Source organism: uncultured Nocardioides sp. (genome assembly GCF_947489365.1).
GTDB lineage: Bacteria > Actinomycetota > Actinomycetes > Propionibacteriales > Nocardioidaceae > Nocardioides.
The window spans coordinates 1-3,148 of the sequence record NZ_CANLDB010000016.1; the positions used below are offsets into that span (position 1 = coordinate 1).

Sequence of the window (3,148 nt, forward strand, 5' to 3'; positions counted from 1 at the left end):
TGAGGGCGTCGAGTCGGCACGTCTGCGCGGCGTGAGGGCGTCGAGTCGGCACGTCTGCGCGGCGTGAGGGCGTCGAGTCGGCACGTCTGCGCGGCGTGAGGGCGTCGAGTCGGCACGTCTACCGCGGTCATGTTGCAGGAAACGACGCGCCAGTGCCGTGTTCAGTGGCAGTAACACCGCGTTACATGGCCGGCCGGGCGCGGCGCGGGCGGGGGAGCGGCTAGCGGTCGCTGGTGATCTCCCGCAGGACGCTGCGGACGGCGGCGAGGTCGGGGCGGGCGGTGGGGTCCAGGGCCACGCAACGACGCAGGACGTCGGCCAGCGGGGCGGGAAGGTCGGCCGGGAGGGCGCGGGGGGCGGTCGGCATGGCGCGGTCCAGCAGCGGACGCCGGCGTCGTGACTCCCAGGTCGCCTCGTCGCCGAAGGGCAGGTCGCCGGTCAGGCACTCGAGCAGCGTGACGCCGAGGCCCCACACGTCGGTGGCCGGCGAGAGCCCGCGACCGACGGCCTGCTCGGGCGCCAGGTAGCCGCGGGTCCCCGACCCGGGCCGACCGTCGCCAGGTCGCCCGGCCAGACCCAGGTCGATGACCTTCGCGCGGCCGGCCTCGACGACGACGTTCGCCGGCTTGAGGTCCAGGTGGAGCCAGTCGTGACGGTGCAGCCACCCCAGCGCGGAGCACAGCTGCAGCCCGAGCATCGCGGCGTCGGCCGCACCGATCGGCTGGTCCTCGACCACCGCGTCGAGGGCCTCGCCGCCGAGGGTCTCCATCACCATCCCGGGCAGCGGGTCGGTGAGCACCTCGTAGCCCCGGACGAGGTGCGGGTGGCCCAGCTCCACGAGGATCCGCGCCTCGGCGAGCGTGGACGAGACGAGGTCCTCGCGCTCCGCCGGCGAGGAGCGGGCGAGCCGGTCGGCCCGCAGCACCTTCACGACGCACCGGGCGTCCCGGGCGAGGTCCCAGGCGTCCCAGGTGACGCACCGGCGGCCGTGCCCGAGGACGGCGAGCGGCTCGTAGCCGTCCGGCGGCACCGCGCCCGTCGCCCGCGCGGCCGCCACCGGGTCACCGGACCCCGCCGTCGTACGGCGCCGCGCCCGCGCGCCGATCACGGGGCGGACCCGGTCAGGACGGGCGGGACCGGGGCGGCCTCGCCGAGGTCGACCACCCGGTCGACGTACTCCAGGGCGATCGGGTCGTGGGTCAGCAGCAGCACGGTCCGACCCTGCGCCCCGTCGAGCACGGCGTCCAGCAGGCGCCGCGACGACGCGGGGTCGAGACCGGTCGTCGGCTCGTCGAGCACGAGGACGGGCCCGTCGTGCAGCAGTGCCCGGGCCAGCGACAACCGCTGGCGCTGTCCGCCGGACAAGGTCCGGCCCCGCTGCCCGATGCGGGTGTCGTAGCCGTCGGGGAGCCGGGTGACGAAGCCGTGGGCGTCCGCGGCGTGCGCCGCGCGGACGACGTCCTCGCGGCTCGCGTCGGGACGGGCGAAGGCGATGGTCTCGGCGACGGTGGCGTCGGGAAGCAGGTTCTCCTGGAGCACGACGGTGACCGCACGCCGCACGGACGAGGCGGTGGCGTCGGCGACGTCCTGCCCGTCGAGCAGGACGGTGCCGCCGTCGGGGGACAGATGGCGGGTGAGCAGGCGGGCGACCGTCGACTTCCCGGACCCGCTGGGCCCGACCAGGGCGACGCGCTCCCCGGGCCGCAGGTGCAGGTCGAAGCCGTCGAGCACCGGCCGCGGGTCACCCGGGGCGTCGGACGTCGGGTCCACCGGGTACGACGCCCGCACGCCGCGCAGCTCGACCTCGCCACGGGTGACGGCGACGTCGCGGGCGCCCTCGCGGTCCTTGGCCAGCGGCTCGTCGAGCAGCTCGACGACCCGCTCGACGCCGGCGGTGGCGGAGTACAGCGACGGCAGCAGGTCCGTCAGCTCCCGGATCGGCCGGTAGCAGGACGACAGCAGCGTGAGGAACGCGAGCAGCCCACCGAGGGTGAGCCGGTCCGTCGCCAGCGCCCACACGCCGAGGCCGATGACGAGCAGGATGCCGATCAGCTCGGCCAGGTCGACCAGGGGGAGGAACAGCGCGCGGATGCGGCTGCCCGCGAGCTCGGCGTGCGCGATGGCCTGGTTCTGCCGGTGGTACGTCGCCACCGCCTGCTCCTCGCGCCCGTAGGTCTGGACGAGGGTGGCGTTGGCGAGGTTCTCCTCGGTCAGGGAGGACAGCGAGCCGCCGCGGCGCCGGCGCTCGCGCGAGATCTCCCGCGTGAGCGTCGCGAAGCGCTTCGAGACCCACCAGAAGAGCGGGACGACGACGAAGGACGCCAGCGCGAGCTCCCACTGCAGCCAGAGGAGGGCGCCGACGTAGAAGAGCAGGGTCGCGAGCGCGCCCAGGCCGGCCGTCAGCTGGCCGACCATGAACCGCTCGACGCTGCCGATGTCGGAGGTGAGGCGGGCCATGGTGTCGCCGAGGCGGCGGCGGTCCATCGCGTGCGAGGGCAGGGCGAGGACGTGGGAGAACGCGTCGCGCCGCAGTCCGACGAGGAAGCGCTGCGAGACCCAGGTGGACAGGTAGTCGTCGGTGCCGTCGACCACCGCGCTGAGCAGGTTGAGCCCGACGTACGCCGCGGCGAGCCAGAGCAGGGGACGCCAGTCGGCGGGGACCAGCACGTCGTCGACGAGCCGGGAGAAGAGCAGGATCTCGACGGTGGCGATGGCGGGCGCCGCCATCAGCAGACCGAGGCCGAGCAGGAGCCACCACCGCAGGGGGCGCAGGCGTGGCCAGAAGCGCCGGACCACCTCGACGATCGTCATCCCCTGCGCCTGAGCGACGAGGTGGTCGTCGCGGCCGTCGGGTCGCAGGGACGCCGCGACGCGCTGGGTCCACGTCGGGGTGGCGGAGGGCTCGGTCATCAGTGATCCTTGGGAACGACGGACCGGGCGGGTGGCTCCCATCATGAGCCACCCACCCGGTCCGGTGTCGTGAGGCGCGTCAGCGCCCGGGGGAACGTCAGTTGGAACGGCTGCGCGAGCGGCCGCTGCGCGAGCGGTTGCGCCGCTTCTTGCGCCGACGGCGACGCTTGCGGTCGTCGGAGCTCTTGGAGCGCCGGCCCTCGGCGGACATGCGCGCCGGCTGGAGCGCGGTGAAGAT

The 3,148-nt window shown here is 74.8% G+C and carries 2 protein-coding genes; both read right to left on the bottom strand.

What is annotated here, in order from left to right; translation table 11 throughout:
* Nucleotides 1-220 precede the first annotated feature (220 nt).
* Nucleotides 221-1,108, bottom strand: coding sequence for a serine/threonine-protein kinase (locus tag Q0858_RS21465; protein ID WP_299058438.1), 888 nt, complete (start codon nucleotides 1,106-1,108; stop codon nucleotides 221-223).
* On the bottom strand, nucleotides 1,105-2,910 hold the full coding sequence (locus tag Q0858_RS21470) for an ABC transporter ATP-binding protein (protein ID WP_299058440.1): 1,806 nt from the start codon (nucleotides 2,908-2,910) through the stop codon (nucleotides 1,105-1,107). Before Q0858_RS21470 ends, Q0858_RS21465 begins: the two co-directional genes overlap by 4 nt.
* Nucleotides 2,911-3,148 lie beyond the last annotated feature (238 nt).

Excerpts from the sequence above, each read along its gene's own strand:
- Q0858_RS21470 (WP_299058440.1), bottom strand. The coding sequence starts at position 2,910 with ATGACCGAGCCCTCCGCCACCCCGACGTGGACCCAGCGCGTCGCGGCG.